General features: G+C 30.7%; 24 protein-coding genes and 1 other annotated feature. Of the genes, 19 read left to right on the top strand and 5 right to left on the bottom strand.

Annotated features, from left to right (window positions below; translation table 11 throughout):
- The first annotated feature begins 1 nt into the window (after position 1).
- From OIO11_RS07570 to OIO11_RS07555, 4 genes are read left to right on the top strand one after another with little or no spacing between them, the layout of a single operon-like run.
- On the top strand, positions 2 to 577 hold the full coding sequence (locus OIO11_RS07570; protein ID WP_268070836.1) for an RnfABCDGE type electron transport complex subunit G: 576 nt from the start codon (positions 2 to 4) through the stop codon (positions 575 to 577).
- Positions 577 to 1,176 carry an RnfABCDGE type electron transport complex subunit E gene (locus tag OIO11_RS07565; protein WP_268070835.1) on the top strand — a complete coding sequence of 200 codons (600 nt, stop codon included), beginning with the start codon at positions 577 to 579 and terminating at the stop codon, positions 1,174 to 1,176. Before OIO11_RS07570 ends, OIO11_RS07565 begins: the two co-directional genes overlap by 1 nt.
- 34 nt (positions 1,177 to 1,210) lie before the next feature.
- Positions 1,211 to 1,786 (top strand): electron transport complex protein RnfA, encoded by a 576-nt coding sequence (locus OIO11_RS07560; RefSeq protein WP_268070834.1) that lies wholly within the window; start codon positions 1,211 to 1,213, stop codon positions 1,784 to 1,786.
- 13 nt (positions 1,787 to 1,799) lie between these two features.
- On the top strand, positions 1,800 to 2,624 hold the full coding sequence (locus OIO11_RS07555; protein ID WP_268070833.1) for an RnfABCDGE type electron transport complex subunit B: 825 nt from the start codon (positions 1,800 to 1,802) through the stop codon (positions 2,622 to 2,624).
- Between the two features lie 328 nt (positions 2,625 to 2,952).
- Here OIO11_RS07555 and OIO11_RS07550 read toward each other — a convergent pair whose 3' ends face one another.
- Both OIO11_RS07550 and OIO11_RS07545 read right to left on the bottom strand, forming a co-directional pair.
- Positions 2,953 to 4,035 (bottom strand): helix-turn-helix domain-containing protein, encoded by a 1,083-nt coding sequence (locus tag OIO11_RS07550; RefSeq protein WP_268070832.1) that lies wholly within the window; start codon positions 4,033 to 4,035, stop codon positions 2,953 to 2,955.
- Positions 4,036 to 4,114: 79 nt separating this feature from the next.
- A complete protein-coding gene (locus OIO11_RS07545) occupies positions 4,115 to 5,221 on the bottom strand; it encodes an ABC transporter ATP-binding protein (RefSeq protein WP_268070831.1) in 1,107 nt (368 codons plus the stop codon).
- A gap of 330 nt (positions 5,222 to 5,551) precedes the next feature.
- Between OIO11_RS07545 and OIO11_RS07540 the strand changes: the two genes are divergently transcribed.
- The 7 genes from OIO11_RS07540 (at position 5,552) to OIO11_RS07510 (ending at position 13,538) form a co-directional block, all read left to right on the top strand.
- Complete coding sequence (locus OIO11_RS07540; protein WP_268070830.1) at positions 5,552 to 6,124, top strand: cyclase family protein; 573 nt, start codon at positions 5,552 to 5,554, stop codon at positions 6,122 to 6,124.
- A 47-nt stretch (positions 6,125 to 6,171) separates the two neighbouring features.
- Positions 6,172 to 6,630 (top strand): MarR family transcriptional regulator, encoded by a 459-nt coding sequence (locus OIO11_RS07535; protein ID WP_268070829.1) that lies wholly within the window; start codon positions 6,172 to 6,174, stop codon positions 6,628 to 6,630.
- Positions 6,631 to 6,918: 288 nt separating this feature from the next.
- A complete protein-coding gene (locus tag OIO11_RS07530; protein WP_268070828.1) occupies positions 6,919 to 9,009 on the top strand; it encodes a thioredoxin domain-containing protein in 2,091 nt (696 codons plus the stop codon).
- Between the two features lie 248 nt (positions 9,010 to 9,257).
- Positions 9,258 to 9,758 (top strand): YgaP family membrane protein, encoded by a 501-nt coding sequence (locus OIO11_RS07525; protein WP_268070827.1) that lies wholly within the window; start codon positions 9,258 to 9,260, stop codon positions 9,756 to 9,758.
- Positions 9,759 to 9,844: 86 nt separating this feature from the next.
- Positions 9,845 to 10,078 (top strand) — a binding site (T-box leader).
- A 76-nt stretch (positions 10,079 to 10,154) separates the two neighbouring features.
- Positions 10,155 to 11,846: an arginine--tRNA ligase gene (gene argS / locus OIO11_RS07520; protein ID WP_268070826.1), complete on the top strand. Its 1,692-nt coding sequence runs from the start codon at positions 10,155 to 10,157 to the stop codon at positions 11,844 to 11,846.
- Positions 11,847 to 12,301: 455 nt separating this feature from the next.
- Positions 12,302 to 13,099: a ribonuclease H-like domain-containing protein gene (locus OIO11_RS07515; protein ID WP_268070825.1), complete on the top strand. Its 798-nt coding sequence runs from the start codon at positions 12,302 to 12,304 to the stop codon at positions 13,097 to 13,099.
- 55 nt (positions 13,100 to 13,154) lie between these two features.
- On the top strand, positions 13,155 to 13,538 hold the full coding sequence (locus OIO11_RS07510; RefSeq protein ID WP_268070824.1) for a CBS domain-containing protein: 384 nt from the start codon (positions 13,155 to 13,157) through the stop codon (positions 13,536 to 13,538).
- A 24-nt stretch (positions 13,539 to 13,562) separates the two neighbouring features.
- On the opposite strand, the gene OIO11_RS07505 is transcribed toward OIO11_RS07510, so the two are convergent.
- From OIO11_RS07505 to OIO11_RS07495, 3 genes are read right to left on the bottom strand one after another with little or no spacing between them, the layout of a single operon-like run.
- Positions 13,563 to 13,727 (bottom strand): FeoB-associated Cys-rich membrane protein, encoded by a 165-nt coding sequence (locus tag OIO11_RS07505; protein ID WP_268070823.1) that lies wholly within the window; start codon positions 13,725 to 13,727, stop codon positions 13,563 to 13,565.
- A 35-nt stretch (positions 13,728 to 13,762) separates the two neighbouring features.
- Positions 13,763 to 15,526: a ferrous iron transport protein B gene (feoB, locus tag OIO11_RS07500; protein ID WP_268070822.1), complete on the bottom strand. Its 1,764-nt coding sequence runs from the start codon at positions 15,524 to 15,526 to the stop codon at positions 13,763 to 13,765.
- Between the two features lie 14 nt (positions 15,527 to 15,540).
- Entirely contained in the window at positions 15,541 to 15,783 is a 243-nt protein-coding gene (locus tag OIO11_RS07495; protein ID WP_268070821.1) for a FeoA family protein, read from the bottom strand.
- 332 nt (positions 15,784 to 16,115) lie between these two features.
- Between OIO11_RS07495 and OIO11_RS07490 the strand changes: the two genes are divergently transcribed.
- The 8 genes from OIO11_RS07490 to OIO11_RS07455 all read left to right on the top strand — a co-directional run bounded on the left by OIO11_RS07490 (position 16,116) and on the right by OIO11_RS07455 (position 24,632).
- The gene (locus OIO11_RS07490; RefSeq protein WP_268070820.1) at positions 16,116 to 16,775 is read left to right on the top strand and encodes a ribonuclease H-like domain-containing protein; all 660 of its coding nucleotides are present in this window, start codon (positions 16,116 to 16,118) and stop codon (positions 16,773 to 16,775) included.
- 357 nt (positions 16,776 to 17,132) lie between these two features.
- Positions 17,133 to 18,833 carry a GspE/PulE family protein gene (locus tag OIO11_RS07485; RefSeq protein WP_268070819.1) on the top strand — a complete coding sequence of 567 codons (1,701 nt, stop codon included), beginning with the start codon at positions 17,133 to 17,135 and terminating at the stop codon, positions 18,831 to 18,833.
- A gap of 33 nt (positions 18,834 to 18,866) precedes the next feature.
- The gene (locus OIO11_RS07480) at positions 18,867 to 20,072 is read left to right on the top strand and encodes a type II secretion system F family protein (protein WP_268070818.1); all 1,206 of its coding nucleotides are present in this window, start codon (positions 18,867 to 18,869) and stop codon (positions 20,070 to 20,072) included.
- A gap of 214 nt (positions 20,073 to 20,286) precedes the next feature.
- The gene (locus OIO11_RS17165; protein ID WP_326497929.1) at positions 20,287 to 20,754 is read left to right on the top strand and encodes a prepilin-type N-terminal cleavage/methylation domain-containing protein; all 468 of its coding nucleotides are present in this window, start codon (positions 20,287 to 20,289) and stop codon (positions 20,752 to 20,754) included.
- Between the two features lie 98 nt (positions 20,755 to 20,852).
- Entirely contained in the window at positions 20,853 to 21,923 is a 1,071-nt protein-coding gene (pilM, locus tag OIO11_RS07470; RefSeq protein WP_268070817.1) for a pilus assembly protein PilM, read from the top strand.
- 8 nt (positions 21,924 to 21,931) lie between these two features.
- Positions 21,932 to 22,498: a PilN domain-containing protein gene (locus OIO11_RS07465; RefSeq protein ID WP_268070816.1), complete on the top strand. Its 567-nt coding sequence runs from the start codon at positions 21,932 to 21,934 to the stop codon at positions 22,496 to 22,498.
- Complete coding sequence (locus tag OIO11_RS07460; RefSeq protein WP_268070815.1) at positions 22,485 to 23,795, top strand: hypothetical protein; 1,311 nt, start codon at positions 22,485 to 22,487, stop codon at positions 23,793 to 23,795. Before OIO11_RS07465 ends, OIO11_RS07460 begins: the two co-directional genes overlap by 14 nt.
- Positions 23,796 to 23,810: 15 nt before the next feature.
- Positions 23,811 to 24,632, top strand: a complete 822-nt coding sequence (locus OIO11_RS07455) for a prepilin-type N-terminal cleavage/methylation domain-containing protein (protein ID WP_268070814.1) — start codon at positions 23,811 to 23,813, stop codon at positions 24,630 to 24,632.
- Positions 24,633 to 24,636 lie beyond the last annotated feature (4 nt).

Raw genomic sequence — 24,636 nt, 5'->3', positions numbered from 1 at the left:
CATGGATAAAGGTAAAAATGAAATAATAAAGTTAGGAATAACATTATTAATAATTACAGCGATATCCGGATTAATATTAGGAGGAGCTAATAAAATTACAGCAGCTCCTATAGCTGAACAGCAAAAGAAAGAAAATGAAGCAGCTATGAAGGAAGTTTTACCAAGTGCTGAAAGCTTTGATAAACTTGATAAAAAAGCAGAAGGTATTAAGGAAGTTAATGAAGGTAAAAAAGGAAGCGACGTAGCAGGATATACTATAAAGGTTGCTCCAAAAGGTTATGGTGGACCAGTAGAAATGATGGTTGGTATTTCAACAGAGGGTAAAATTGAAGGTATTAAAATCATAAATCAAAGTGAAACACCAGGACTTGGAGCTAAGGCACCTGAACCAGAATTTTCAGGACAATATAAAGGAAAACCAATTGAAAAAGAACTTGCAGTAGTTAAAACAGTTCCAGCAAATGATAATGAAATAAAAGCAATAACAGGAGCTACTATAACATCAAAGGCTGTAACTACAGGAGTTAATTCTGCAGTAGAATTTTATAAAAAAGAATTGAAAGGAGGACAAAAATAATGGGAGTTCTTATAGAAAGATTAAAGAATGGTATATTCAAAGAGAATGCAACATTCGTACAAGTGTTAGGAATGTGTCCTACTCTAGCAGTAACTTCAAGTGCTATAAATGGTGCGGGTATGGGACTTTCAACTACAGTAGTTCTTATAGGGGCTAACCTTGTTATATCTTTACTAAGAAAAGTTATACCAGATAAGGTGCGTATACCAGCATTTATAGTTGTTATTGCATCATTTGTTACTTTGCTTCAATTCATGTTACAAGCATATCTGCCAGATTTAAATAAGTCATTAGGTATGTTCATACCACTTATAGTTGTTAACTGTATAATACTTGGACGTGCGGAATCATATGCTTCAAAAAATGGTCCAGTGCCATCTATATTTGATGGTATAGGTCAAGGACTTGGATTTACACTATCATTAACAATTATAGGTATGGTTAGAGAATTATTAGGAGCAGGTAAACTTTTTGATTATCAAATAATGCCAAAAACTGTAGATCCAGCATTAGTATTTATACTTGCACCTGGAGCTTTCATAACTCTTGGTATTATGATGGCTATTATGAATCAAAAAAAATTAAATAACGCTAAATAAAATAATCTAAACCAGAAAGAAGGGTGAACTGATAATGGAAATATTTACTTTGGTTGTTTCTGCACTGCTAGTGAATAACATGATATTATCTAGATTCTTAGGTATCTGTCCTTTCCTTGGAGTTTCTAAAAAAGTAGAAACTGCAAAAGGAATGGGTGCAGCAGTTACTTTTGTTATGACTCTAGCGGTAGTTATATGTTATATAGTTAATAAATTTATACTTATACCATTAAATATAGAATACATGCAAACAATAGCATTTATATTGGTTATTGCATCATTAGTTCAATTTGTTGAAATGGTTATAAAAAAGACAATGCCTGATTTATATAAGGCACTTGGTATATACTTACCATTAATTACAACTAACTGTGCTATACTTGGAGCTGTTATAATAGTAATGAATGAAAATTATAATTTGCTTTATGCAGTAATATTTGCAATTGCTTCAGGTCTTTCATTTATGCTTAGTATAGTGTTACTAGGTGGTTTAAGAGAAAGAATGGAAGCAAACGATAATATGCCAGAAGCTATGAAAGGATTGCCAGCTACATTAATTACAGCAGGATTAATGGCTATAGCATTCCTTGGTTTCTCAGGCCTAGTGTAAGGAGGAGAATTAAATGAATGAATTATTATTTCCTATGCTTGGCTTAGGTGCGTTAGGATTATTATTCGCATTAATTTTAGGATATTCATCTCAAAAATTTGCAGTAGAAGTTGATCCAAAAATACCATTAGTTAGAGAAGCTCTTCCAGGAGCAAACTGCGGTGGATGTGGATTTGCTGGATGTGATGCTTATGCAGAAGCAGTTGTAAATGGAGAAGCTGCTGCAAATTGTTGTCCTATTGCTGGAGCAGAAGGTGCTACAAAAATAGGTGGAATAATGGGTGTAGAAGTAGGTGCTTCTGAGCCTAAGGTAGCATATGTAAAATGCCAAGGTACTTGTAACAACGCTAAAGATAGCTATCAGTACTATGGTTTAAAAGATTGTCAAGAAGCTATGAACGTACCAGGAGCTGGAGCTAAAGCATGTGATTTTGGATGTTTAGGCTTAGGAAGCTGTGTTAAAGCTTGTAACTTTAATGCTTTAACAATAGAAGACGGTGTAGCTAAAGTTATAAAAGAGAATTGTGTTGGGTGTGGAGCTTGTGTTCAAGCATGTCCAAAAAATGTTGTAGAACTTGTACCACAAAAACAATTAGTATTTGTAGCATGTAACTCAAAAGACAGAGGACTAGATGTTAAAAATGCTTGTTCTGCAGGATGTATTGGATGTGGACTTTGTGCTAAAGCATGTCCAAAAGATGCAATCACAATGGAAAATAATTTATCTATAATTGATTATGATAAGTGTGTAAACTGTGGATTATGTGCTCAAAAATGTCCAACAAAGGCTATACTTAACTTCCGTAAGAAACCAGAGCCAAAGGTTGCACAACAATAATACAATAATAAGAAATAATGACTGACAAAATAATAAATTAATAAAGCAATATAAAAAAAGTGTACATGGTATATGTACACTTTTTTATTAAGAAAAATACAGGGACGGTTCTTCAGTTTTACTCCAATTTTAGCAGAAATGCATATAAAATAGGGGATAGACTAAAGGGACAGTCCTTGAGAATTAATTAAAAAAGTTTGGCAAAACAAGGGGACAGTCCTTGAATTTTATTCTTATAAAGTTAAGTAAATTCGAAGAACCATCCCCTTGTTTACTTGTTTTTTTCTTGTTTTTGTTTTTCCTTATTCTTTCTCAAAATCAATTAAATCTAAAGAACCGTCCCCTTGTTTTCTCTCCCCTTGTTTCCCTTGTTTTTCATATAATTATGAATGAACATGGCTACTTTAAAATTTATTGAGTCTTCTAAAACTCTTAAATCATAGCCTGATATTTTAAAAATTTTGGTTAATCTATATATTAACGTATTTCTATGAATGAATAACTTTTTAGCTGTTAAGCTGATATTTAAATTGCTTTCGAAAAATTTTTCGGAAGTCAGAACCAATTCACTATCGGATAATACTTTATATACATTCTTATAATTCATATCTTCACATAGTTCTTCCAAGGAGTTAATATCCATATTATCTATTAATCTAGGAAGTCCAAAATCCCTGAAGCAATAGATGTTTTTATCACTTAAAAATAATTTGCCCAACTTAATGGATTCTACAGCTTTTTTATAAGATACAGATAAATCTTTTAAAGTACTTACTGTAGTGCCAACCCCAATTTTAGGTTCGTAGTATAATTCTGAATATATGGCATCATATATTTGAAAATAATATTGATCATCAACCTTGGAACATTTTTCAATGAAACAAAATGAATTATTGTTTATTTTGCAATGTAAGTGGTCAGGATAGATATGAGAAATGAGGTTTTCAAGTTCCTTCATCATATTTTTATCTACATCAATTACTAAAGCTCTCATTTTAGTTTGGGGTGATATGAAATTTTTCTCTTGAAAGGTATCTAAACTATTTTCTTCAATCTGAGTTAATCCATTTAACAACAAATTTCTTAAGAGTTCACTCTGGGATATATCATAAAAATCTTGATTAAAAAAAATTCCTATGATCTCAGCAAACTTCTTAGATTCTTTGCTTAATCCTTTTAGTGAAAATACATTTTTCTTACCATCGGCAGAGGTAAAAAAGTAATAAATATAATCACCAATTTGGCAGAGTTTATTTTTAAAATTTATATTCCTAAAATTCAAGTCATAATCTCCTACTTTTTCACTGTTTGTACTTTCAATTATATAACCGGTTTCATCCATTACAGTTATTTCTGTATCAATTACAACTTTAATTTTATTTAGTATTTGTTTTAATTTAGTTCTATCCATTGGAAATATTTCACCTGCCATTTATGTATTAAAAATCAGAAAAGCGTTATTTAACTTTTCTGATTTTTACAAACTAATTTTAGAAAACAGATTTTTCTGTTTCTTTATCAAATATGTGTATTTTATTTGTATCAAAGCCTATATTAATATCTTTACCAATTTCAGCTTTAGTACTAGGGGCAACTCTTGCAATTATATTTTGGTTCTGCATATCTAAATGTAAATATGTTTCTGAACCAAGCATTTCAGTTACTTGTACAGTTGTTTGAATTACATTATTCTTACTGTCAGATACTTCAGAATGTACATACATATTTTCTGGTCTTATACCTAGTACAACCTCTTTATTTACGTAACCTGAATCTTTTAGAAGTTTTGAATTTTCAGCTGAAAGTATAACTTTATTTCCTTTAAATTCAGCCCAGACATTATTGTTTTCTTCTTTTAGGATACATTCAATAAAGTTCATTTGAGGAGATCCTATAAAGGAGGCAACAAACATATTTGAGGGATGTTTGTATATAGTTTGTGGATCTGCTACTTGTTGAACAAAACCATCTTTCATTACAACAATCCTTGTTCCCATAGTCATAGCTTCTATTTGGTCATGAGTTACATAAATAAATGTAGTTTGAAGTCTTTGATGAAGCTTACTAATTTCAGCTCTCATTTGAACTCTTAATTTAGCATCCAAGTTTGAAAGCGGCTCGTCCATTAAGAAAACTTTAGGACTTCTTACTATAGCACGTCCTAAAGCAACTCTTTGTCTTTGACCACCTGAAAGTTGTTTAGGCTTTCTATCTAATAAGTTTTCAATTCCAAGTATTTTAGCAGCATCAGTAACTTTTTGCTTAATTTCATCTTTAGGAATTTTTCTAAGTTTTAATCCAAATGCCATATTATCAAAAACAGTCATATGTGGATACAATGCATAGTTTTGGAATACCATTGCTATATCTCTATCTTTTGGAGCTACATCGTTTACAAGACCTTCACCTATGTACAACTCTCCAGAGGATATATCTTCAAGTCCTGCTATCATTCTAAGAGTTGTTGATTTTCCGCATCCAGATGGACCTACGAAAACTATGAATTCTTTATCTTCAATGTCTAAGTTAAAATCATGTACTGCATGAAATCCGTTTGAATAAACTTTTTCTATATTTTTTAAACTTAATCCTGCCATTAAAAATCACTCCTAACATTAAAACTATTTGTTATTATTATACACCAGCAGGTTGGACATATATATTGACAAATTGTACAAATATAGAAGATGTTATTTATACTAAATAAACAAAATATTTAAAATATAAAACATCAACATTAAAAACTTGGTATTTCACTTTAAAATTATGATAAATATGACAAAAGATGAAAATATAGATATTATTTAAATTTTACTGAAGCATGAATTTTATTATACATAAATTATATCATAATATGAAGGAAATTGATAAAAAGATTTCCTTGGAAACAAAAACATGATATAATTGTTTTGCAAGGAGGGATTTTTATGTTTATAGATTTAACATTAAAACTTAGCAAGGATCATCCTGCTTTTCAGTGGGCGGCAACTCAAAAGAATCATCTTATGGCAAGAGGTCATTTGGCAACTCATATAGATGTATATGAAAAGACTCAGGTGCCTCTGGAATATATGGAATCAAGAGGGATTATATTTGATGTAAGCGGCATTGAAGACAGGAAAATATTAAAAGATGATATAGATATTAACATGATAAAACCTGGTGATTTTGTAATTTTCATGACTGAAATTATGAAGGAGTCTCCTTATGGAGAGAATAAGTATGTTACAGAGCATCCAGAACTTTCATGGGATTTAATAAAAGAACTTATAAATAAAAAAATACATTTTATAGGAATAGACGCAGCAGGAATAAGAAGAGGTAAAGAACATATAGAAGTGGATAAGATGTGTGAAAGAAAAGGCGTATTTGTCATCGAAAATATGACCAATCTTAACACTTTAAAAGCAAATATTAAAGAAGAGTTTAAAATTTATACACTTTGGATAGATTATGAAGATTATACAGGGCTTCCGTGTCGTATTGTTGCAAAGATATAGTATCTATTTTAAAGATTGATGGTATAATCTTATAGAGGTGATTTGCAATGCTTAATGAAGAATATCTTTTACAAATGTTGATAAATCTTTTTCAGAAATACGAAATACTAGTGTCTTGTGAAAATAGTTTAAATTTTGATGGTCTTAATTATTCAGAAGTTCACACTCTTGATTGTATAGAAAAAAATAAAGATGTCAATGTAACAAAACTTTCTAAGGAAATGAATATGACAAAAGGGGCGTTAAGCAAGATAACTAAAAAACTTGTGAATAAGAATCTAATAACCACGTATAAAAAAAACAATAATAAAAAAGAAGTATATTTTAAGCTTACAGAAGCTGGATTCAGCATATATGAAAAGCATGAAAAAATTCATAAGGATGCAGAAGAGCGTGATAAGAAAATTTTTGCTTCTTTTAATGATGAGGAAAGAAAGGTAATTCATGATTTTATAAAAAAGGTTGCAGTGGATATTGATAAAAAGATAGAAAAATTAAATGAATAATATTCCAGGGGGAGAAAGCATTTGATAAGGCAAAAAAAGAATGCAAACCTGCTTTGTTATTTCTATAGGAAAAGAGTAAGTCCAATCTAAGAAAATGGATTTGCTCTTAATTATTATTAAAGAATTGCTAATACTTTATTTACTTCAGTAATGTATCCCTTTGGTTAACAAGGATATATGTAAGAATTTCTTCTGTAATATCAATACAAAAGCTTATTTAATTCAGTGAATAGTCCAACTTATACAGTGGAAAACTAGAGCGAAAACAATAAGAAGGAATGTGATATTATGCCAGAAGTTTTTGTGGAAAAAACAAATAGATTAATAAATGAAAAATCACCGTATTTATTGCAGCATGCACATAATCCAGTAAATTGGTATCCATGGGGAGAAGAAGCTTCTGAAAAGGCTAAAAAAGAAGACAAACCAGTATTTTTAAGCATTGGTTATAGTACTTGTCATTGGTGTCATGTAATGGAAAAGGAGTCTTTTGAAGATGAACAAGTGGCAAAAATACTTAATGACAATTTTGTTTCAGTAAAGGTAGATAGAGAAGAAAGACCAGATGTTGACAGTGTTTATATGAATGTATGCCAGATAATGACTGGTGGAGGAGGGTGGCCATTAACTATAATTATGACTCCGGATAAAAAGCCATTTTTTGCAGGGACTTACTTTCCAAAAGAGAACAAATATGGAATGCATGGGATTGTTGAGATATTGAATTATTTAATAGGAGTTTGGAGAGATGATAAGAATGAAATATTAAAAAATAGTGAGGAGGTATTGAACTATATAAATGAGAATAATATATTTAGTCCAGAGCCTATAGAGATTAAAAGTATAGAAAAGGCTTTTGAAGAATTGAGCCAAAACTATGAAGAAAATTATGGGGGATTTAGCACAAGACCTAAATTTCCTTCACCACAAAATATATATTTTTTATTGAGATATTACAAGCAAACTGGTTCTAAGAAAGCCTTAAGCATGGCAACTAAGACATTGGACTCAATGTACAAGGGTGGAATTTTTGATCATATAGGTTATGGGTTTTCAAGATATTCTACAGATGAAAGATGGCTTGTACCTCATTTTGAAAAAATGCTATATGACAATGCACTTTTAGCTATTGCTTATACAGAAGCGTATTTAGTTACGGGTAAAAAGCTATATAAAGATGTAACAGAGAAGATATTCTCATATGTTTTAAGAGATATGCAGCATGAGGAAGGAGCTTTTTATTGTGCGGAAGATGCCGATTCAGAAGGGGTAGAAGGAAAATTTTATTTATGGTCATATGATGAGATAAGAAATGTATTAGGAGAAGATGACGCTGAATTATTCTGCAAATATTATGGAATAAGTAAACAAGGAAATTTTGAAGGTAAGAACATACCAAATTTAATTTACTGCAATTTAGAAGAATTATATGAAAATGATGAGATAAGAGAAAGATTAGAAGACATGAATAAAAGACTTTTTGAGATAAGAGAAAGAAGAATACATCCTCACAAGGATGATAAAGTATTAACTTCATGGAATGGCTTGATGATAGCCGCTTTTGCTTATTGTGGAAGAGTGCTGGAAAATGATATGTATATAGAAAATGCTGAGAAGGCTGTAAGATTTATATATAAATATCTGTTTAATAATGAAGGAAGGCTGCTAGCAAGATATAGAAAAGGAGAAGCTATGCATCTTGGATATATAGATGATTATGCCTTCTTGCTTTGGGGGCTGGTGGAGCTATACGAAGCTACCTTTAAAGGGGAATATTTGAAGAAAGCTGTTGATCTTACAAAAGATATGCAAAAAAAATTTTGGGATGAAGAGGATGGAGCATTCTTCTTATATGGAAGTGATGGAGAGGAACTGATATGGAGACCTAAAGAAGTATATGATGGTGCAATTCCTTCAGGAAATTCAGTAGCAGCACTAAATATGCTCAGATTAGCTAGAATAACTAAAAATATGGATTTGGAAAAGATGGTAAGCAGAATGTTTACATCTTTAGGTGGAAAAATTCAAAGTATGCCAAGTGTCTATGCATATTTTATGACAGCCGTAATGTATGGGTGTTCTGGAGGAAAGGAAATTATTATAGCTGGAGATGCAAGTAATTCTGATGTTAAGAAAATACAAAGAGAGTTAAATAAAGAATTTCTTCCATTCTCTATTATAGTTCTTAATAATGAAGATGAAGTTTTAAAGGACGTTATTCCACAGTTAGAAAACAATAAAAAAGTAGATAATAAAACAACGGTTTACATCTGCCAGAATTTTTCATGCAGAGAACCATTAACTGATATGGATAAAGCTTTAGATATTATTAAAGGAAAAGAATTAGACATAATGGGATATTATTCTGACTTAAGTTAAAAAATGCAGGGAAAAATGCAGGGACGGTTCTCTTGTTTTAATAGGAAAAAGAGAAGAAAAACAAGGGGACGGTTCTATTATTTATTAGGCAAAATCAATATAAATAATAGAATCGTCCCCGTATAAACAGTAAAGATAATAGAACCGTCCCCGTATAAACCCCATGTATGTAAATGAGTTTTTAGTAAAAAATAAATCTAAAGAGTATAAACAACATAAAAAATAAACATATAAAGGAGATGGGTATTATGTATGTGTACTTAGAGGATGAATATTTAGGAAATAAGAATAATACTAAGAATAAGAAAAACATATATAGGAAAAGAGAAATAAGAAAAATTTTGCCTAAGACTATGGAAAGGGTAGAAAAACATACAAATTCAGAAATAAACAAAAGAATATATAAGGAAACCTTACTTGGAATAGGTAGGTATTTAGATAAAAGCAATGAAGAAATTTCCGCCAGAATAGAAGAACTAGAGAAGGAGTGGGATGTAGAAAGAGTTGTAGAGACTAAGGCTGCAAGTTTAATATTGGCAGGAATTGTACTTGGATCTACTGTAAATAAAAAATGGTATGCTTTATCTGGAGTAGTAGGAGGATTTTTACTTCAACATGCTGTTCAAGGGTGGTGTCCTTCTCTCCCATTGATAAGGAGAATGGGATACAGAACTCCTACTGAAATTCATGAGGAAATGGCTGCCTTAAGATTTATAAGAGGAGATTTTAATCATCTTAAAAGAGATTAATGAAAAAGAATATTTTAATTATTTTCCTTTCACTGTTGACAAAATTAAAATTCAAACTATATAATTAGTTGTAAATATTTAATATATTGTATTCAGTGAAGAGGAGAGTATCTTTTTAAAAACTTTTAGCGAGCAGAGGGTGGTGGAAGCTCTGTAAGATTTTATTAGGAGAAGAGAACCTTGGAGAAGCTGCTAAAGTTATAGGTAATAGGAATTTTCCTATCTACGTATAATCAGGTAAGCCGTTAACTGCGTTAAAGTTTTGAGAGGACTAAATTTTAGTCAACTAGAGTGGTACCGCGGATATTTCCGTCTCTGTTTTGCAGAGGCGGTTTTTTTATTTAGAAAATAGTCAATACTGGAATGTATAAGAATAGATATAAGGAGGCGTTATATATGGATTATAAAAAAAATATTGCAGATAAACTTAAAGAACACATTGAGATGGAATTAGAAACAATAGAAAGACTTATTGAAATTCCACCAAAGTCTGAAATGGGTGACTATGCTTTTCCGTGTTTTCAACTTGCTAAAACTTTCAGAAAAGCTCCAAATATGATTGCAGCAGAACTAAGTGAAAAAATTAATAAAGAAGGTTTTGAAAAAGTTGAGGCATTAGGACCTTATGTGAATTTCTTTATGGATAAAGGAACTTTTGTGAAATCAATAATAGAGAAGGTTTTATCTGAAGAAGATAATTATGGTGCTTCAGAAGTAGGAAAGGGTAAAAATGTATGTATAGACTATTCATCACCTAATATTGCTAAACCTTTCCATGTAGGACATTTATTTAGTACAGCTATTGGTAATTCATTATATAAAATTTTAAGTTCACAAGGATATAATTGTACAGGTATAAACCACCTTGGAGATTGGGGAACACAATTTGGTAAATTGATATCTGCATATAAGAGATGGGCAGATGAAGATGCTCTTGAAAAAGAACCTATTAAAGAGCTTTTAAGAATATATGTTAAATTTCATGATGAAGCAGAAAAAGATCCTTCTTTAGAAGATGAAGGAAGAATGTATTTCAAAAAGCTTGAAGATGGAAGTAAAGAAGAAGTAGAGCTTTGGGAAAAATTCAAGAATTTAAGTCTAAAGGAATTTGACAAAGTATATGATGTTCTTGGAGTTAAATTTGATTCTTATGCTGGAGAAAGCTTTTATAATGATAAAATGGATGCAGTTATAGAAGAAATAGAAAGCAAAAACTTACTTGTAGAAAGTAATGGAGCTAAAGTTGTAATGATGGAAGAAGAGAATATGCCTCCATGTATAATTAAAAAAGCTGATGGAGCAACAATATATGCAACTCGTGATTTGGCAGCAGCGTTCTATAGAAAAAAAACATATGATTTTTACAAGAGTATATATGTAGTTGGAGCTGATCAATCACTTCATTTTAAACAAGTATTTAAAGTAATAGAAAAAATGGGTTGTGATTGGGCTGAGGACTGTAAACATGTAGGATTTGGTCTTATAAGATTTGCAGATAGAAAGCTTTCAACAAGAAAAGGTCAAGTTATATTCCTTGAAGATTTATTAAACGAAGCTGTAGCAAAAACTCGTGAAACAATAGAAGAAAAGAACCCAGGACTTGAAAACAAAGAAGAAGTTGCTCAAAAAGTAGGTATTGGAGCGGTAGTATTTACTTACTTAAAGAATAGAAGAGAAAAAGACATAGTATTCAAGTGGGATGAAATGCTGAACTTTGATGGTGAAACAGGTCCATATGTTCAATATACTTATGCTAGAGGAAAGAGCATATTGAGACGTGCTGGAGAAATGTCAGGAAAAGCTGATTTCAGCAAGTTGACTTCTAAAGAAGAATTTGAACTTATAAAAGTTCTTGGAAGCTTTAATGAAGAAATTTTAGACGCCATAGACAAACTTGAGCCATCAATAGTTACAAGATATGTTATAGAAGTAGCAAAAGCTTTCAATAAATTCTACAATGCTCATAACATAATGGCTACAGAAGAAGAAGAAATTAAAAATGCAAGACTAAAAATGGTAGAAGCAACTTGCCAAGTTATCAAAAACGGACTATCTCTAATAGGACTAGATGTAGTGGAAGAAATGTAAACCTTAGACCTACTGTCGTCCCATTAAGGGACGACGACTTCCAATCATGAACCTAAAGTCATCACTCTTTTAGACAAGGCACTCTCCATAAAGGAGGGCGACTTCCATTCATGAAGTTAAGAATAGCGAAGCGACGGCACTTGTTATGCACAGACCAACTGCCGCGCCTTGCGGAGCCGTAAGGCGACAGAACTCGTTCTGCTTACACAACAATTGAATACAATTAATTCAAATAAAAAACACTTCAAAGATTTCCACATCTTTGAAGTGTTTTTATTTACTGTAAATATTGGTAATGCAGAAAACAAAAACACGACCCTCTTTTAGTTTCTTTTTTATCCTATTTAAGGTAATGAAGTTAGAAATTCATTGATAAATTTGTTATATACTAATTTTTGTATTAAAATAATTATTAGATAAGTATATTTATCAACACTTAATATTGGAGGAAAAATATGTTTATAAAAGAACATAGGGAAAAAGTTGTAATTTCTAAAAAAATATTCAATAAATATGATATGAAAAAAATAGTATTCTTTGATATAGAAACCACTGGGTTTGATAAGATTAAGAATAATCTAATTCTTATATCAGTAGGTTTTTTTATGCATAAAAACACTTTTTTTATAAAACAGTACTTTGCTGAAAGTATAGAAGAAGAGAAAGAGGTACTCTATGCATTTAAAGCAGATTTAAAAAAATTTAAAGTTTGGTGTTCTTATAATGGTAAAGCTTTTGATGAGCCTTTTATAAAGAGAAAAATGGAAATAAATAATATAGCATTTAATCTGCCCCAAAAGCATATAGATTTATATAGAATTATTAGACCATACCATAAACAATTAGGTATAGAAGGCTGCAGTTTAAAAAGTGTAGAAAAATTTCTTGAAATTGAAAGAGATGACACTATAGATGGAGGGAAAAGTGTAGAGCTTTATTTTGAATTTTTAAGTTCTAAGAATTTGGAGATTAGAGATAAAATTATGCTTCATAATTTTGAAGACGTTTTAAATTTGCCCAAAATATTTAAAATTATTGATGATATAGAATGTAACAGTAATTTAAAAAGAGAAGATTGTGTAACTGAAAATCAGCTTAAATATTTAAAGTATCTTTTAAGAAAAAATAAAATTGTCATAGATGAAGATATTGAAAGAATGTCTAAAAAAGCAGCTTCAAAAATTATAAGCTGTATATTGAAAGAAAATATAGATATAGAAGAATTTAAAAATATAATTAACAATAGTTATTAAAGGACAGATAATATTTATCTAGAAAGCGGTACAATTTTTACAAGGAGGTGTATATATGAAAATTAAAGAAATAATGCACTCTGAAGTAATAACTATAGAAGTAGAGGATAATATTAAAAAGGCTCTTGATTTAATGAATGAAAACAAAATCAATGGAGCACCAGTTGTGGACAAAGATGGTAATTTGGCAGGAGTTGTTGTTAAAGCTGATATTTACAGATTCTTAATTGAAGAAGGTCACTATGATACTTATCCTATCAACAGTATTATGACAAAAGACGTAGTAACTGCTGAAGAGGATGATGACATAATAGAAGTAGCAAATAAGCTTATAAATAATGACATAGCTTCAATACCAATTGTTGAAGAAAATAAGGTTATTGGAATTGTTTCACTGGAAAATATGCTTGAATACTTTATTAATAAAAATGAAAAATAAGAAAAGTGCGACGCACTTTTCTTATTAAATTTCTTTATCTGAATTTTCCTCTTTTGATTCTTTGTACATAGGGCAGTGTGATGAACAGCTGCCACAGTCGCATTTACCGGAAATTTTTTTCTTGGCACTTCTAATTAATATAAAAGCTGAAAGTGCAACAATTAATATGGTAATAAATATTTCAAACATACATAATCACCTCAACATCTAGGAATAATGACCAATTAGGCAAAAATCAAAGTACCTATGTTGTATATCAAGAAAGCCATTACCCATGCTAAAATTAATTGATATAATACAGAGAATATGGTCATTTTAGTTCCGTATTCTTTTTTCATGGCTCCAATTACTGAAACACAAGGGGTGTAAAGTAAAACAAAAACTAAGAAGCTGTAAGCTGATATTGCTGTAAAGTGGACAGCTAGAATATTAGCCAAATTTCCACCGTATATAACTCCCATAGTTCCTACAACTACCTCTTTGGCTAATAAACCTGTAAGTAATGCAACAGCTGTTTGCCATGAACCAAATCCTAAAGGTTTAAAAACAGGGCTTATAACATTCCCAATAGATGCAAGGAAGCTGTGGTTTATATCTGTCAATCCGCTTGTATTAAAGTTAGATAAAAACCATACTAGAACGGAACCTGCAAATATAACTGTACCAGCTTTTTTTAGGAAGCCTTTACCTTTTTCCCAAGTATGAAGGAATAGACTTTTAGCTTCAGGTAGCTTGTATTCTGGCAATTCTATAAGAAAAGGTTCTTCATCTTTCTTGAATATAGTATTTTTAAATAATAAACCTATAACAAAAGCTATTAATATACCTAATAAATAAAGTGAAAATACTATTGTAGATTCCCTGCCTTTGAAGAAAACTGATGCGAAAAGAGCATATACAGGAAGTCTGGCATTACAAGACATTAATGGTACAAGTAATGCAGTTAGTTTTCTATCTTTTTCGCTTTCTAAAGTTCTGGCTGACATTATTCCAGGAACAGAACAGCCAAAGCTTACCATTAAAGGTATAAAAGCTTTGCCGGAAAGACCCATTTTTCTCATAGCCTTATCCATGATAAAGGCTCCACGTGCCATATATCCACTGTCTTCAAGAAAAGAGATTCCTAAAAATAAAGCTAAGATAACAGGCAGGAATACAACAACAGAACCAACTCCACCAATTATTCCTTCTATTATTAAAGATTTAAACCAAGGGCTGCTAGTGGATAATAAATTCTCTACTATTGGAACTAAAACATTGTTAAGACCAATATCCAAAAGATTTGCCAATGGTTGTCCAACCCAAGTAAATGTAAATTTGAATATAAACCACAGAATACCAAAGAAAAGAGGGTAAGCTGCAAACTTATTCAACACTACCTTGTCTATTTTTTCTGTATGGGTTACTTTATGTTCCGATGGACGAATTACACAATCTTTTAATATACTTTCAATATATTTATAGGTTTCTTTTTCATTTAGTTCTCTGTGATAATTTATGCTTGGAACAGAAAAATTGTTCTCTAACAAGCTTTCCTTAACAGATTGAATCCCTTTGTTTTTAGATGCTATTATAGGAAGAATAGTTACACCTAACTTTTGAGAAAGTTTGTTAAAGTCTATTGATACTCCTTTTGATTCTGCCACATCAATCATGTTCAGAACAAGGAGTATAGGTTTATTAAATTGTTTAAGTTGAGTAGTAAGATATAGATTTCTATCTAAATTAGAAGCATCTACTATATTTATTATCACATCAACTTCTTCTTGCATCAAAAATTGCTTTGCTACTTTTTCTTCATTTGAGTAGGTATCCATTGCGTAAATTCCAGGAAGGTCAACTATTTTGGCAGAATCCTTTATGTAACCTTCTTTTTTATCTACAGTAACTCCAGACCAGTTCCCAACATGCTGATTCGAGCCTGTTAAAGAGTTGAAAAGAGTGGTTTTACCTACGTTAGGATTTCCAACTAATGCTGCTGTAATCATATAAAGCCTCCTTATTAAGCTGTTTTCATCTCAATGCTTGTTTTAATTTTAATGTTTTGGGCATCTTTCTTTCTAATTGCTAAATCAAAGCCTCTTACATTAATGATAAGAGGATCTCCAAAAGGAGCTAAAGTTTTTAAAGTTACTCTTGTACCTTCTATACATCCTAAAGCCAACAAACGTTTTGCAAGCTTTTCATCTCCAAAAATATCTTCTATATATCCAAATTGACCTGGTTTTAAATCAACTATACTCATATAAAGTCCCCCCCGCGATTTCATAATTATGAAAATCATTCTCAATTAAATATTATCATCATTTATTGATTTTGTCAATAATAAATAAAGAACATCATTATATGGTTATATATGGAAGGTCACAGTTAAGATTACTTTGCAGAGAAAGCTAAAATGTTTTATTTTTCATTGTGGTATGTTATACTAAGTTGATTTTAGAATGCAGAAAATGGTTAGAGGTTTGGAAAAGAGTCAATATGGTTCACAAATTTATAAAAATATGAGATAATAAAGACACTAATTGTAAGAAGATATTGATTTGACCAGTTATTTATCTAGAAAAGAGTGATAAAGTGATTAAAAGAGAAAACAGTATTAAAGTAGAAAAAATTTCAGAAGAATTTATCATGGACATTGATGGTAGAAGGGATTTATTTAAGGAAGCGATATTCTTTGATTTGGAACATTATCTTTATAAGAAGCCTATATGCATAGGGGTTTTTGGATGTTGTTATTATGATAGCGTTGATAATGAAATAAAAGTAACACAGTATATGATTGAAGGTAAAAAGGATGCGGTGCCTATTTTAGAATTGGCAAAAGAGTATTTTATAGAAATGCATGAGAAACATGGCAAAAAGTATATAGTTACTTTTTCGGGTAATAATGATTTTACAGTAATAGATTATTTGTTTGATAAAAATAAAACTGATTTTAACATAGATGACTGCTATGAAAAAATTGATCTTCAGAGAGAATATGAAAAGCTAATGGGAGTGAATATTGGACTGAAAAATTTGGAAAAAATATTTGGTATAGAAAGAGAAGGAGAACTTATAAGTGGGTCAAATTTATCTAAAACCTTTTGTAAGGTTATGAAGGATTTTGACTACATGAACAGAATGCCTGAGGAGAAAAAACAGAGAATACTTTTATATAATGAACAAGATGTAGTCAGTCTTTTTCAAATATATGTAGAATGGAAAAAGTTTTTGAAAAAAGAAGAAAACTAAATATGTATAAATGTTAAAAAACGAGTCGAAAAACAGAGAATAATCTGTTTTTCGACTCGTTTTTTAGTAGTAAAAGCTATAGAGAAAAAAGCTTGCTACGATAATATGAATATAATTTAATTTTACAATGAAAAAATATTTACTTTTTAAGGGAAATAAAACATTATATCACATATTAATTTTAATAAAATTAAAAATGCAATTTAATTTTGTTAAAAGATAATAATTATATCATAAATATTAAAAAAAGTAAAATGTTTTATTGAAAAAGCGCAGAGTATGATATATAATTAGGAAAAAGCAAGAAATAATATCATCTTTTGCCCAACTATACCAAAATGTAAAAGGAATGGTAATATGAATGTTATAAATAAAAAAAGGTTAGGAGATTTACTTGTTCAAGCAGGTAAAATTACTAAGGAACAGTTAAAAACTGTTCTTGCAAAGCAGGGGTCTTCAGGGGCAAAGTTAGGTGAGCTTTTAATTCAGGACAAGATACTAAATGAAGAAGATATAATAGAAGTGCTTCAGATTCAGTTGGGCATAGATAGAGTTCATTTAGATATGATGAAACCTGATAGAGAGGCTGTTAAAGCCATTCCAGAAAATTTGGCTAAAAAGTATGGTTTAATTGCCTATGCTTTTGAAAGAAACAGAATAAAGGTGGCTATGGTAGATCCTCTGAATTTATACGCTGTTGATGATGTTCACATAGCAACAGGAAGACATGTTATCACAGTAATTGATACTAAAGCTAATATAGAAAATGCCATTGACAGATATTATTCAAGTGAATATATAGAAAAAGCTGCAGAAGAATTGGCTGCGGAAAAATCAAATGAATTTAAAGATAGAATTCAAGTCAAGGAAAATATAGAAGAACTTGAAGATGTAAAAAATGCACCAGTAGTAAAGCTTATCGATTCAGTAATAAAAAATGCAGTTAAGGCAAATGCTAGTGATATACACATTGAGCCATTTGAAACTTATATAAGAATAAGATATAGGGTAGATGGAGCACTTCAAGAGGTCTTAAAAACATCAAAGGAAACAATGGGTTCGTTGGTAACTAGAATTAAAATATTAGCAAGTCTTAATATAGCAGAAAAGAGAATTCCGCAGGATGGCAGAATTATTATGAAAATCGATGGACAGCAGGTAGACTTAAGAGTATCTTCACTTCCTACTGTTTTTGGAGAAAAGATAGTAATAAGACTGCTAAAGAAAAGTCAATTTGTAATAAGTAAGGAAGACATGGGGATGACTTCTGAGGAAATGGACAAGCTTGAAGGAATTATAAAAAGTCCTTATGGAATAATTTTGGTTACAGGTCCTACGGGAAGTGGTAAATCTACAACCTTATATACTCTGCTTAGTGAACTGAATAGTGAAGATACAAATATTGTTACTGTAGAAGATCCTGTAGAATATACTATGGATGGGGTTAACCAAGTAAATGTAAATACTAAAGCAGGAATGACTTTTGCTTCAGGACTAAGATCTATTTTAAGACAAGACCCGGATATAATTATGATTGGAGAAATCAGAGATGCTGAAACAGCCCAGATAGCAGTAAGAGCTTCCATAACAGGTCACTTGGTTTTAAGCACAATTCATACTAATGATACAGCTTCAACAATTTCAAGACTTAGAGATATGGGGATAGAGTCCTATCTATTGGCATCTTCCATATCGGGAATTGTATCTCAAAGACTTGTAAGAAAAATTTGTCCTAAATGCAAGGTGGAATATGAGGCAAGTTTATATGAAAAGAAAATACTTGGTGTTGATAAGAATCAGGAACTCCAATTGTATAAAGGTACAGGTTGTACTTATTGCAATAACACTGGTTATTATGGAAGAAAAGGCATATATGAAATAATGGAGATTTCAAGAGAGCATAGAGAGTTAATACAAGATGAGGTAAGTGTAGATAAAATCAGAAATTTAAATAGAAAAATGGGAATGAAAACATTAAAGAATGCTTGTGAAAGATTAGTCTTAAAAGGAGATACAACTATTGAAGAATTGACAAAGGTTGCCTTCTTGAAGGATTAGTAAAAAATATGCATAACAAAAGAGGTGAAGGTTATGCCCTTGTTTAAATATAAGGCGATGGATGAAAAAGGTAAAAAAATCCAAGGAGAGTTTAGCGCTAACAATAAAAATGAAGTTCTTGCCATGATAAGGGAGAATACCTATTACCCCTTATACGTTGAAGAAAAGGTTAAAAGCAAGGAAATTGATTTAGCAGATGTTTTTTCAAAAGTTAAGATAAAGGATTTGGCAGTTTTCTGCAGACAGTTTGCAACTCTACATGAAGCTGGTTCAGATATGCTGAATTCAGTTAATTTGCTTAGAAAACAATCATCAAATAAAAAAATTAGAGATAGTCTTCATTATATATATGAAGATATTCAAAAAGGTTCTACTTTATCAAGTGCCATGAAAAAGTTTGAAAATGTATATCCAAGAATGCTTATAAACATGATAGAGTCAGGAGAAGAAACAGGTACTTTGGGAATAATTTTAGAAAGAATGGCAGAGCAGTATGAAAAGGACAATAAAATAAACAGTAAAATAAAAGGTGCACTTATTTATCCAATAATATTATTAATCGCATCTGCAGGAGTAGTTACTTTTTTATTAACATTTATAATGCCAACTTTCATGACTATGTTTGAAGGCAGCAACATGGAACTTCCAGGTCCTACAAAAGCAGTTATGGCTATTAGTTCAGCAATTACAAATTACTGGTACATAATCCTTTTAGTTATTTTATTATTTGTATTAGGGATAAATATATATGCAAAAACTTCTTTAGGAGCTAAAAATGTAGACAAGCTAAAGCTTAATTTTCCATTCATTAAAAGCATAAACAGAAAAATAGTTACCTTAAGATTTACCAGAGGATTATCAACAATTTTATATAGTGGAGTTACTATGGTAAGTGCTCTTGAAATTGTATCAAGGGTTATTGATAACAAGATGGTTGAAGATACACTTATGGAGATTAGAGAAAAGGTAGTTAAGGGAATTACGTTAAATCAAGCTATGGAACATACATATATTTTTCCAACAATGGTAATATCCATGATCAAGATAGGAGAAGAATCTGGTTCTTTAGATGATATCTTAGAGAAAACAGCAAGATTCTATGAACAAGAGGTTGAAGAAGCATTATCAAAATTAACTGCCATGGTAGAACCTATACTTATTTTAGTAGTAGGGGTGTTGATAGGATTTATAGTTATAGCTATGATGATGCCTATGTTTGATATGTACAACTCCATATAAAACAGTAATCAGTGACCAGGATTCCAGTAACCAGGAAAAGAGAAAAAGAATAAGGCATTAAAGGTATTTACAAAAAGTATATTACACAGTAAAATGCCGCTACTGGCTACTGGCTACTGGCTACTGGCTACTGGCTACTGGCTCTAGGTTTAATGTTAACTATGTTTATAGTTAAACTTTAAATAAAAAAATATAAAAAGGGGAGGGTATTTTTATGAATACCGATTTAAAGAAAAATTTAAAGAAAAAGAAGAAAGGGTTTACACTTATTGAACTTATTGTTGTAATTGCTATTATAGGAATATTGGCGGCAATAGCTATACCTAAATTTGGTGGACAACAAGATAATGCTAAAATAGCTTCTGATAAAGCGAGTGCTAAGTCTATAGCTAATACTGCTGCAATGATATATACAAATGATAACATGACAGCAGGAGTAGCTGATATTAAAGTAGAAAAAGCGGCATCTGGAGCTACAACTACAACTATAGGTAATAAAATAGCAAATGAATTTGATGTTATTCCTACAGCTAAAGCTAGTTTAGTACACGCTACTGATAAAAATTTTTATGTAACTGTTGATGCAAATGGAGATATAAAAGTAGAGGTTGTTTCTAAAAGTGGGACAGCCGGAACCCCAGATTTAGAAGTTTATCCTAATACAAGTAACTATCACAAGTAGAAAATAAAGCTGAAATAAGATATTGTGGAATGATTTTCATAATATCTTATTTTGTAATATTATATTAAGTTTTTGTTATATAAAAGGAGGTGTTCATCTTGTTTCAAAAAAATGTACTATCACTAGAGCTTGGAAGTGAGAATGGCAAGCTGGTGGAAGGAAGAATGCAGGGGAAGAAGATAGTGGTTGAAAAAGCTTTGAGCTTTCAAGTTCCTAAGAATTGTTTTAATGATGGAGAAATTACTAATTTAATTACAATGAAAGAAGCAGTAGAAGAAGCTATAAATATGATGAATACAAAGGCTAAGAAATTAATATGCGTATCTAAAAGCACCTCTGTTATAACAAGGGAGATTTCTGTTCCTCTTGTAAAGCCCAAAGAAATGGATTCTTTAATTGAATTTGAAATCAAGCAGTATCTTCCTATAAATTTTGATGAGTACATAATAAAATATAAAAAGTTAAATGAATATGAAGAAGATAATGTAAAAAAGGCTGCGCTGCGTGTGGCGATTTATCCTAAAATCATGGCAAAGATGTATTGGGATTTGGCAAATGAGTTGAGGCTGAGCCCAGAGGCTTTAGACTTAAGTTCAAATTGTATAGCCAAGCTATTTGATAATGATGAATTAGATATTAATTCTGAACAATATACATCAGAAAATACAGTGTTAGTTGTAGATATAGGTTATGAACAGATGGAACTGAATATAATTTCAGAAGGTGTACTGCAGTTTACAAGAATTATTATGGGTGGGGGAAGTTATTTAGATGCCAACATAGCCAGTGAATTTGGTATAAGTGATGAGGAAGCTGATGAGAAAAAGATGACTTTATGTAATTTAAAGAGTGAAGATATTGGGGAAAATAAAGAAGTTGAGGTTATTACTGCTTCTGTAAAGAGAGTAGTGGATAGATGGTCTAGTGATATTCAAAGAATGGTTGACTATTATATAAATAAAAATAGATTGAAAAAAATAAGTAAAATTTATCTTCATGGTGGAGTAAGTAACCTTAAAGGTATTTGTGAATACATGGAAGCATTACTTGATATGCCTGTTGAAAAACTGCAGCAGATGGGCAATATTTCAGTAACTGGTGAAGCTGCCTGCAATATTAATTTAGAAAGGTATCTAAATGCCATTGGCGGTATTATTAGACTAAGATAGGTGATGATATGAGAGATTATAATTTTTTTGAAGCCTTTTCTGAAGACAAAAAAAGTACAAATTTAAGATTTGTATACGTTGGTGTTGCTACATCTATAATAGTTGGCATAATGGTGATTGGTTATTTATACACTGTGTTTACAATAAATTCTCTGGAGAATGAAATTGCCAGCAAAGAAAAAATATTAAATTCAAAAGAACTTAAAACGGCTTCACAGAAAATGGAGATTGCACAGAAAAAACTAAATTTATTGAACAGTTATTATGATGCTGTGGAAAAAGTAAATAAAATAACCTCAGATAGTGACATGATAAAGACAGCTCTTATAAAAAACATATCTAATCAAGTCCCTAAGGAAGTATCTTTTCAGGTAATGAATATAAGTGATAATTTAACCCTGCAGGGAACTGCGGCAAACAGGACTTCCATTGCAGAATTTGAATATAATTTGAAAAAATGTGGAGTATTTGATGATGTTTACGTACCAAGTATTACAGGAGATGAAGAAGGAAAAGAATATTCCTTCAACATAATATGTACGTTTAAGGAGGATAGCACAAATGAAGACAAGTAAGCGTGAGAAAATATTATTGAGTATATTTTTAATTGTTATGCTCCTTGCGGGATATTATAAATTTATATTTAGTGTAAGAATGGACAAAATTACAGAATTAAAAGATAAAAGAGACAAATACAGTGTAGAAATTGATAAGTTAAAGAATAATGTGATTTATGAAAAACAGCTTAATAAAGAAATAAAAATTGTTAATAGCCAAATATATGGAAATATAATAGAATTGTTTCCTTCAATTAAACAGGAAAAAATAATAGTAATTTTAAATGATATGATAGAGAAGTCTGGTGTGCAGTGCGATTCTTTCAGTATATCAAAGCCGGAATTTCAAAAATTAAATGAAGAACAGAAAACAGAAAGCAAGCAGCCTTCAATGTTAGAGGGTATTGTTAAAGAATATAAGAAGATAGATGGAGAAAGCAACAATAAAGTAGAAAATAATAGTAAAGCGAATGCTGATAAAGACAATAAAGAGAATAAAACTAGCAGTGAGAAGGATAACAAAGGGGATGTCAATAAAGACAATGATAAAAAAAATAAAATAGAAGCAGAAAATATGACCATAGGCATTAATGTTAAAGGAACCTTTGATAATGTGATGAAGTTTATAGATGAAATCACTAATTATGATAAGAGAATAATCATAAAAAATATAAGCGTAACTGCTGATGAAAGTAATCTGGCAGGAAATTTAACTCTTGAATTCTTTGGGGTACCTAAATTTTCACTGCAGGGAGATAGTGAGTATTTAAAATGGGATTTCAAGAATCAATATGGAAAGATAAATCCATTTTTCGATAATTCAACAGTTAAGTCGCAAGGAACTGTTGCTAATTCAACAGCTAAGTCAGAAGTAACTGTTGAAACAAAAAGAAGCTACGATTTTTCAATGAATGTAGTGGCTATAAGTTCAGATTTGCCAACAGTTATACTTGGAAAAATCAAGGACAGTACTAAAAAATCCTATGTTATATCAGACAACCCAGGTATTGAAAATGTAGAGATTTATGTTACTGAATCAAATGGAAAATATTATTATAAATATAAAAATGGCAAGGAAGCGTATCCTAAGGACTTAAGCGGCAGTGGAGTTCAATTTACACCAATGGAGGATACGATTAATATTTCAGTATTTTCTTGTTCAAGAAACTCAAATCAAGATTTAGCAGGAGCCAATGTGAAAATATACAATAATACTGACAAAGAACTTATAGTTGACATAAAATATGATGACAAAAATAAGCCGAGAGTAAATGTAATTAAGGAAAGTGGAAAGGTTACAGTAAATCGTAATTAGAATCTGGAGGGGAAAATGAGAAAGAGCAAAGGTTTTACTTTATTAGAACTTATAATATCCATTGCTATACTAGGAATAATACTTATTCCTCTCTCCGATATGGTTTTAACCTCAGTAAGATTTGCAAAAGCTTCACATGATAAACAGGTAGCTACTAATCTGGTACAGCAGGATATGGAAAAAATAAAATCAGGAGAGATTTCAAGCTGCGGTAGTCATGATGAAGGGAATTTACATGTTCAATATTCTATACAACCTGTTACAGGTTATAAATTTGGGAACAATTCGGTAAGTGGAGAAAAGGGAAGTGACAGCATAACTTGTGATTATAAAATTGTATTTCCAAAGGGTAGTGGAGTTGTAAAGTTCTATAATGGTAGTGAAACTGTACCAATAATACAACAGGATATAATTAAGCCACATATAATAATCAAAGTTACTGATAGTAAGATAGAATTTACTTTAAAAGATAAAGAAATAGTAATTGGAGATAAAGAAATAGACAGAATCTGCGAAGTGAAAAACGGAAAAGTAAAAATAAGGTTTGATATATTCAGAGATTTAGGACAAGAACTTTTGGTAGATGCAGATAATGAAACAAGTGAAATTTTAGAATTGTATTTTGTTAAAGTGGATACTTTGAATAGCCAGCCAGAAATTAACTTAATAAAACATAGCGGAATAATAAGGCAGTACAATGACATTTTGAAAATAGAAGATGATTCATCTGTTTCAAATGAACCAAATAGACTTTATAAGGTTACTGTAAAAGTAACTGACAAAAAAACAGGAGAGATTTTAATTGAGGATAAAGGATATAAGACTTTTTTAAAATGAGGAA

Origin of the sequence: Clostridium sp. ZS2-4 (assembly GCF_026719745.1) — a bacterium.
GTDB lineage: Bacteria > Bacillota > Clostridia > Clostridiales > Clostridiaceae > Clostridium_H.
This window is presented reverse-complemented; position numbering and strand designations above follow the sequence as displayed.

Bases quoted from the DNA above. Each gene is read 5' to 3' on its own strand.
- OIO11_RS07570 (WP_268070836.1), top strand. From the start codon at position 2: ATGGATAAAGGTAAAAATGAAATAATAAAGTTAGGAATAACATTATTA.
- OIO11_RS07565 (WP_268070835.1), top strand. From the start codon at position 577: ATGGGAGTTCTTATAGAAAGATTAAAGAATGGTATATTCAAAGAGAAT.
- OIO11_RS07560 (WP_268070834.1), top strand. From the start codon at position 1,211: ATGGAAATATTTACTTTGGTTGTTTCTGCACTGCTAGTGAATAACATG.
- OIO11_RS07555 (WP_268070833.1), top strand. From the start codon at position 1,800: ATGAATGAATTATTATTTCCTATGCTTGGCTTAGGTGCGTTAGGATTA.
- OIO11_RS07550 (WP_268070832.1), bottom strand. From the start codon at position 4,035: ATGGATAGAACTAAATTAAAACAAATACTAAATAAAATTAAAGTTGTA.
- OIO11_RS07545 (WP_268070831.1), bottom strand. From the start codon at position 5,221: ATGGCAGGATTAAGTTTAAAAAATATAGAAAAAGTTTATTCAAACGGA.
- OIO11_RS07540 (WP_268070830.1), top strand. From the start codon at position 5,552: ATGTTTATAGATTTAACATTAAAACTTAGCAAGGATCATCCTGCTTTT.
- OIO11_RS07535 (WP_268070829.1), top strand. From the start codon at position 6,172: ATGCTTAATGAAGAATATCTTTTACAAATGTTGATAAATCTTTTTCAG.
- OIO11_RS07530 (WP_268070828.1), top strand. From the start codon at position 6,919: ATGCCAGAAGTTTTTGTGGAAAAAACAAATAGATTAATAAATGAAAAA.
- OIO11_RS07525 (WP_268070827.1), top strand. From the start codon at position 9,258: ATGTATGTGTACTTAGAGGATGAATATTTAGGAAATAAGAATAATACT.
- argS (WP_268070826.1), top strand. From the start codon at position 10,155: ATGGATTATAAAAAAAATATTGCAGATAAACTTAAAGAACACATTGAG.
- OIO11_RS07515 (WP_268070825.1), top strand. From the start codon at position 12,302: ATGTTTATAAAAGAACATAGGGAAAAAGTTGTAATTTCTAAAAAAATA.
- OIO11_RS07510 (WP_268070824.1), top strand. From the start codon at position 13,155: ATGAAAATTAAAGAAATAATGCACTCTGAAGTAATAACTATAGAAGTA.
- OIO11_RS07505 (WP_268070823.1), bottom strand. From the start codon at position 13,727: ATGTTTGAAATATTTATTACCATATTAATTGTTGCACTTTCAGCTTTT.
- feoB (WP_268070822.1), bottom strand. From the start codon at position 15,526: ATGATTACAGCAGCATTAGTTGGAAATCCTAACGTAGGTAAAACCACT.
- OIO11_RS07495 (WP_268070821.1), bottom strand. From the start codon at position 15,783: ATGAGTATAGTTGATTTAAAACCAGGTCAATTTGGATATATAGAAGAT.
- OIO11_RS07485 (WP_268070819.1), top strand. From the start codon at position 17,133: ATGAATGTTATAAATAAAAAAAGGTTAGGAGATTTACTTGTTCAAGCA.
- OIO11_RS07480 (WP_268070818.1), top strand. From the start codon at position 18,867: ATGCCCTTGTTTAAATATAAGGCGATGGATGAAAAAGGTAAAAAAATC.
- OIO11_RS17165 (WP_326497929.1), top strand. From the start codon at position 20,287: ATGAATACCGATTTAAAGAAAAATTTAAAGAAAAAGAAGAAAGGGTTT.
- OIO11_RS07465 (WP_268070816.1), top strand. From the start codon at position 21,932: ATGAGAGATTATAATTTTTTTGAAGCCTTTTCTGAAGACAAAAAAAGT.
- OIO11_RS07460 (WP_268070815.1), top strand. From the start codon at position 22,485: ATGAAGACAAGTAAGCGTGAGAAAATATTATTGAGTATATTTTTAATT.
- OIO11_RS07455 (WP_268070814.1), top strand. From the start codon at position 23,811: ATGAGAAAGAGCAAAGGTTTTACTTTATTAGAACTTATAATATCCATT.